Source organism: Comamonas sp. Tr-654 (assembly GCF_011752915.1).
Lineage (GTDB): Bacteria > Pseudomonadota > Gammaproteobacteria > Burkholderiales > Burkholderiaceae_C > Comamonas.
The window spans coordinates 1,218,227-1,224,680 of sequence record NZ_VWWQ01000001.1 but is presented as its reverse complement, the minus strand read 5'-3'; the positions used below and the strand labels follow the sequence as shown (position 1 = coordinate 1,224,680).

Sequence of the window (6,454 nt, the reverse complement as noted above, 5' to 3'; positions counted from 1 at the left end):
GTGTTTGGTGCCCAGGAGAGGACTCGAACCTCCACGGAGTTACCCGCTAGTACCTGAAACTAGTGCGTCTACCAATTCCGCCACCTGGGCATTTCAGAGTGATTGAATTATATAGCAGTTGATCTAGCGCAGATGCCGGTTTGCGCATGTTTTTCAAAAAATTCAGCGCAGTCGATCGAGAGGGGCAGAAACGAAAAAGCCGCTGCATTTGCATGCAGCGGCTTGTCGTGTTTGGTGCCCAGAAGAGGACTCGAACCTCCACGGAGTTACCCGCTAGTACCTGAAACTAGTGCGTCTACCAATTCCGCCATCTGGGCTTTCAGGGAAGCTCGTATTGTAATGCAATTTCTTGCGTTCAACCCGAATCTTCAAATTCTCTAAGATGCCGCTTGGCTTGAAAGCATTCCTTTGGGGGAATGTTTTCCAAGTTTGTTTCAACCCTTGCAGGTTGTCGTTAAACTTGGTGCCCAGGAGAGGACTCGAACCTCCACGGAGTTACCCGCTAGTACCTGAAACTAGTGCGTCTACCAATTCCGCCACCTGGGCATCTCAGGAAAGACATAGATTGTATATCAAAAAAATGAACCCTCGCGCAAAAGTTGCCGATATGAACGAAGAAATTTTGGGCACAGTGCAGGGCCACCGCGACGGTCACGGCTTCGTCGTCCGCGACGATGGTGAGCGTGACATCTACCTTCCCCCCAATGAAATGCGTGCGGTGCTGCACAAGGACCGAGTCCAGGTGCGCATTGCCCGTCATGATCATCGCGGTCGCCCTGAAGGGCGCGTGGTGGAAATTGTGGAGCGTCCCGATCAGCCCATCATTGGTCGCTTTCTGCAGGAAAGCGGTGTGTGGCTTGTGGCGCCTGAAGACAAACGCTACGGCCAGGACATTCTGATTCCTTCCAACGCCACGGGTGCTGCCAAGCCGGGGCAGGTGGTGGTGGTGGAGTTGACGGAGGCCCCGGCCCTGTTTGGTCAGCCCGTGGGGCGCATCGTCGAAGTGCTGGGCGAAGTGGATGACCCCGGCATGGAGATCGAGATTGCGGTGCGCAAGTATGGCGTGCCGCATATCTTCTCCGACGCCTGTCTGGAGCAGGCCAAGGCGCTGCCTGAAAAAGTCCGCCCCGCAGACTGCAAGCACCGTATCGACCTGACCGATATTCCTCTGGTCACCATCGACGGTGAAGATGCTCGCGACTTTGACGATGCCGTGTATTGCGAGCCTGCCAAGGTGGGGCGAAGCAAGGGCTGGCGCCTGCTGGTGGCGATTGCTGACGTGAGCCACTATGTGACCACGGGCAGCGCCATCGATATCGATGCCTACGACCGCGCCACCAGCGTGTACTTCCCGCGTCGCGTGATTCCCATGCTGCCGGAAAAGCTCAGCAACGGCCTGTGCTCGCTGAATCCTGACGTGGATCGGCTGTGCATGGTCTGCGACATGCTGATCACGGCGCAAGGCGAGATCCATGCATATCAGTTCTACCCGGCAGTCATGCACAGCCATGCGCGCTTCACTTATACCGAGGTGGCGGCAATCCTGGCCAATACGCGGGGGCCGGAAGCGGCCAAGCGCAAGGACCGCGTGCAGGACTTGCTGAATCTGTATGGTGTCTTCCAGTCCCTGCTCAAGGCGCGCGAGGCGCGTGGTGCGGTGGACTTCGAGACGACCGAGACGCAGATCGTCTGCGACGACAACGGTCGCATTGAGAAGATCGTGCCGCGCACCCGCAACGATGCGCACAAGCTGATTGAGGAAGCCATGCTGGCGGCCAATGTCTGCAGCGCTGATTTCATCGACCAGAGCGGGCAGCTGGGGCTGTTCCGTGTGCACGACAAGCCTTCGCTGGAGAAGCAGGAAATCCTGCGCAACTACCTCAAGGCCATGGGCGTGAGCATGAGCATCAGCGAGAACCCTTCGACCAAGGAGTTCCAGCAGATTGCCAATGCCACCAAGGACAGGCCTGACTCGCAGCAGATTCACACCATGCTGCTGCGCTCCATGATGCAGGCCTTTTACACGCCGGAGGGCTCGGGTCACTTCGGCTTGGCCTTTGAGGCCTATACCCACTTCACTAGCCCGATTCGCCGTTATCCCGACTTGCTGGTGCACCGCGTGATCAAGGCGGAGCTGAACGGCACGCACTACAAGCTGCCCAGCCTGCCCACGCCGGGCGAGGCCGAAGCGAAGATGGCCAAGCGTCTGGCTTCGCGTGTGGTCGCGCCGGGTCAGAAGCCGCGCAAGCGTTCGGCGGCCAAGGAGTTCCAGGCCTGGGAAGCCGCCGGCTTGCACTGCAGTGCCAACGAGCGCCGCGCCGACGAGGCCAGCCGCGATGTGGAGGCCTGGCTCAAGTGCAAATACATGCGTGAGCATCTGGGCGAGGAGTTTGCGGGTACGGTGTCCTCGGTGACGACCTTCGGCGTCTTTGTGACGCTGGATGCCATGTATGTAGAAGGTCTGGTGCATATCACCGAACTGGGCGGCGATTACTTCCGCTTCGACGAAGCCCGGCAGGAGCTGCGCGGCGAGCGCTCGGGTGTTCGCTATGGAATCGGTGCACGAGTGCGCGTGCAAGTCAGTCGCGTGGATCTGGATGGGCGTCGCATCGACTTCCGCCTGGTGCGCGATGGCGAGGACGGTCTGGTGCAGTCGCCCCGCAGCGGCCGCGGTCAGGCCAAGGATGAGGGGCGTGGGCGCCGTGATGCCCGTGATTCGCGTGACGAGCGCAGTGCGGGAGGCTATTCCGACAAGTGGAGTCGTCGTGACGCCAAGGCCAATCGTGCGCAGCGCAATGCTGCTGCAGGGCCTGCTGCAGCGCCGGAGCTCGATCGCTCCAGGCAAGGTCGTAAGGCAGCCAAGAAGGTCATGCTGAAAAGCGTGAATCTGGCGGCGCTGGAGGCGGAATACGTGCAGGCTCCCAAGCCCGAGCCTGTGGCGGAGCCCGTCGCTGTGGCCGTGGTTGCCAAGCCGCGCAAGGCGGCAGGCAAGAAGCAGGTTGCCGCCTTGCTTGCGCCTGATGCGCAGCCTGTCTCCGTTGCCAAGACAGCGGCCAAGCCCGAATCCAAGACCACGGCCAAGGTGGCGGCGAAGTCTGTGGCGAAATCGGCGCCCAAGGCTCCAAAGGCCGCAGCCAAGCCCGTGGCGCGTGCCAAGGCCGCGCCGGCAAGCAAAACCAGCAAGCGCAAGACCGAACGCTGATTGTTCGCTTGCGAAGCACTGAAGGCCTTGCCGGATACCGGTAAGGCTTTTTTCTTGCGCTGCTTACTGCTCGCCCAGGTGCATTGCCAGGGCACTGGCGCTGAACGGGCGGTCTGCGGGCCAGCGATCTGCGAGCTGGCCGTGGCGCAAGGCCCCCTCTATGGCTGCCATATCGGCGCTGCAACCCTGTGCCCATAGCGCGGCGATCAGCCCGGCCAGCACATCGCCCGTGCCGCCGGTGGCCAGGCGGGCATTGCCGCTGGCATTGATCCAGACTTGCTGCTGCGGGTTGGCAACAACCGTGCCCGAGCCCTTTAGCAGCACCGTGCACTGAAATTTGCGGGCCAGTTGCAGGCAGGACTGCAGGCGGTCGGCTTGCACTTGGGCGGTACTGGTCTGCAGCAGGCGCGCGGCTTCCAGTGGGTGGGGTGTCAGAACCGTGCCTTGCTGGCGCGCGGCGCGCAGGCCCAGCTGCTGTGCCAGCGTGGGGTTGGCGGCAACGGCGTTGAGGGCATCGGCATCGAGCACCAGCTGCGGCGCCTGGCTCAGTATGTGGGGCAGCCAGGCCTGCACGGCTTCGCCGCCACCGCAGCCGCAGACCACGGTGGCCTGGCCCCAGTCCTGGGCTTCAGGCCGGCGCAGCATGATTTCTGGCCAGAGGGCAATGCCATGCGGCAGTGCTTCATCCAGCAGGGCCAGCATGACGCGGCCGGCTCCGGCGTGCAGTGCGGCGAGTGCCGCCAGCCAGGCCGCGCCCGTCATCGACAGGCCGCGCAAGCCCAGGCCTTCGCCCCCGAGCACGGCCACGTCGCCAAAACTGCCTTTGTGACTGGCGTGCGGGCGTGCACTCGAGGAAGCGGAGGAGGAGGTGTTCAGATGCGCCGTGGGCCGCGCTGCAGCGGGATTGGTCATCTCGGGAGTGCCGGCAATGCCGCAGCCCAGGTCGTCCCACCAGATCTGTCCACAGGCATCGCGGCCCTGGCCGGTGAACAGGCCGGGCTGCAGGGTCAGCAAGGCAAGCGTGTGGCGCGGTTGCCTGGCGGCGATATGGCCGGGCGCGAACTCCCTCAGATACTGACCGGTGTCGGCATCGAGACCGGAGGCAAGGTCGACACAGAGTACGGTGCAGGCGCACTGCCGAACCTGGGCCAGCAGTTGCAGCAGGCGCAGCTCCGCAGTCGAGGCCTTGTCAGAGGGGCGCGGGCTCAGTCCTATGCCCAGCAGTGCATCGATGCACAGGTCTTGTGGTCCCAGGTCGACGGGGGCGTCATGCAGCCACTGCACGCCAGCCTGCCTGGCCTTGTCCCGGGATATCTGTGTGTCGGATGGCAGTTCGGCAGGTGCGTGTACTTCGCTGACCATGATCCGCGCGTGGGGCAGTATGGTTCTGAGCTGCGCTGCTGCCTCAAAGCCGTCGCCGCCGTTGTTGCCCGGGCCGCAGGCGATCCAGATGCGTTGTGCGTGTGGGGCTATTGCCAGCGCCAGTTTTGCGACGGCAAGGCCTGCACGCTCCATCAGCTGGTGGGGAGGCAGGCGTCTGGCGCAATCCTGCTCAATCTGGCGCGTGGCGACGGTACTGAATAGCGGCCAGCCCTGGCCGGCTGCCATGGAGGCGGGCGGGGTGTCGGTTGGAGAAATGCGCAGCATGGTCCGAGGATAGCCTCAGGCTGCGCATTTGTGGATTTTGATGATTTTTGCCATGTAGCTCAATGACCATAGGCGGTTGTAGCTACAAAAATGGAAGTCAGACGTGATTGAGCCCGGCTTCTATGCCCGCGCTGATATTCAGGATGGCGTCGTCATGCAGGGCGGCATGCCAGATCATCAGGCCCATGGGGAGTTCGTTCGGGTTGTGGCACGGCAGTGACAGCGCGCAGCCATCCAGCATATTGACCACGCTGGTATTGCGCAGCAGCAGTCCGTTGACGCGGAAGAATTCTTCGTCATGTCTGAGGTCGGCCGCGGCATCGAAGCCGTTGGCTGGGGCGACGGATGCAATGGTGGGAGCGGTGATTGGCGTGGTCGGCGAGAGCAGGGCGTCATAGCCGGCAATGGCGTTCTCCATCCTGGCAATCCAGCGCTTGCGCGCGGCCAGCAGATCCAGATAGTCGGCAGCGCTCATGCTCGCGCCGCGCTCTATGCGCGAGCGCACCCGGGGATCGTAGAGCGCAGCCTTGGCGGGATCCTGCAGATGGTGCCGGTGCCAGGCATAGCTTTCGGTGGGGGAGAAGCCGCCGATGGTGTTGATGCCGTCCAGCTCTTCGAGCTCGGGCAGGTCAATCCATTCGATCTGCGCGCCGCCGGCTTGCAGCTTGGCGATGCTGCGTTCGAAGGCGCTGCGCACGGCGGGTTCGATCTGTTCGAAAAACAGGGGGCGGGGCACTGCCAGACGCCACTGGCTCAGGCTGCGTTCGTCCTTGACGACTTTGCGCTCGGCCAGAATCTCGTGCAGCAGCACGGCATCGCGCACGCTGCGCGTAATGGCGCAGGCAGTGTCCAGTGTGGGCGAGAGTGGCACGGTTCCTTCGGTGGGCACCAGCCTGGCCGTGCTTTTGAAGCCCACCAGTCCATTGAGTGCAGCGGGAATGCGGATGGAGCCCCCGGTGTCCGAGCCCAGAGCCGCCCAGGCGGCGCCGCTGGCAACGGATACGGCTGCTCCTGAGGAGGAGCCACCTGGAATGCGGGCCGGCCATGTGGGCGCCAGCTGAGGATTGGCGGGGTGGCGGGCATCCAGCGCGGCAGGGGTGCCGAAATGCGGGTTCACACCCACGCCGGAAAAAGCGAACTCGACCATATGGGTGCGGCCGATGATGGCGGCACCTGCCGCGCGCAGGCGGGCGACGGCCGTGGCGTCTGCCTGCGCGACAGGAGCATCCTGCAACACCAGGGAGCTGGCGGCACTGCGCGCGCCTTGGGTGTCAAACAAATCCTTGACCGAGATGGCCAGGCCGGCCAGGGGGGCAGTCGTTGGTGTTTCTGCGGCGGCCCAGCGTGCCTCGTCAAAGAAAGTCTGGCTGAAAACGTTGGCGCACAAGGGACTTTGCGCGGCAGCAATGCTCATTTGCATGAGGTTTGCGGCGCTCTGGCGGCCTTCGCGGATCTCAAGAGTGAGGTGACTGAGGTCGAGTTGCATGGCGATGTGCTAAAATTTTGCGGCTTTGCTAAGGGTTAGTCCGTGAGGATTGACTTGAAAAGCTCTGAAAGTAGTTGATGCGATGGCGTTTTTGCACCTTGCAGCACCTGCTTTCAAGT

At 62.8% G+C, this 6,454-nt stretch carries 3 protein-coding genes and 3 tRNA genes; 1 reads left to right on the top strand and 5 read right to left on the bottom strand.

Annotated features, from left to right (window positions below; all coding sequences use genetic code 11):
• Positions 1–5: 5 nt before the first annotated feature.
• The 3 genes from F3J24_RS05620 to F3J24_RS05610 form a co-directional block, all read right to left on the bottom strand.
• A tRNA-Leu gene (locus F3J24_RS05620) sits at positions 6–90 on the bottom strand.
• A gap of 142 nt (positions 91–232) precedes the next feature.
• A tRNA-Leu gene (locus F3J24_RS05615) sits at positions 233–317 on the bottom strand.
• 144 nt (positions 318–461) lie between these two features.
• A tRNA-Leu gene (locus F3J24_RS05610) sits at positions 462–546 on the bottom strand.
• Between the two features lie 34 nt (positions 547–580).
• Between F3J24_RS05610 and rnr the strand changes: the two genes are divergently transcribed.
• Positions 581–3,202 carry a ribonuclease R gene (rnr, locus tag F3J24_RS05605; RefSeq protein ID WP_167003337.1) on the top strand — a complete coding sequence of 874 codons (2,622 nt, stop codon included), beginning with the start codon at positions 581–583 and terminating at the stop codon, positions 3,200–3,202.
• A 63-nt stretch (positions 3,203–3,265) separates the two neighbouring features.
• Here the strand turns inward: rnr and F3J24_RS05600 are convergent, their stop codons facing one another.
• Positions 3,266–4,849 (bottom strand): NAD(P)H-hydrate dehydratase, encoded by a 1,584-nt coding sequence (locus F3J24_RS05600; protein ID WP_167003335.1) that lies wholly within the window; start codon positions 4,847–4,849, stop codon positions 3,266–3,268.
• 97 nt (positions 4,850–4,946) lie between these two features.
• Positions 4,947–6,335 carry an amidase gene (locus tag F3J24_RS05595; RefSeq protein WP_167003333.1) on the bottom strand — a complete coding sequence of 463 codons (1,389 nt, stop codon included), beginning with the start codon at positions 6,333–6,335 and terminating at the stop codon, positions 4,947–4,949.
• Between the last annotated feature and the right edge of the window lie 119 nt (positions 6,336–6,454).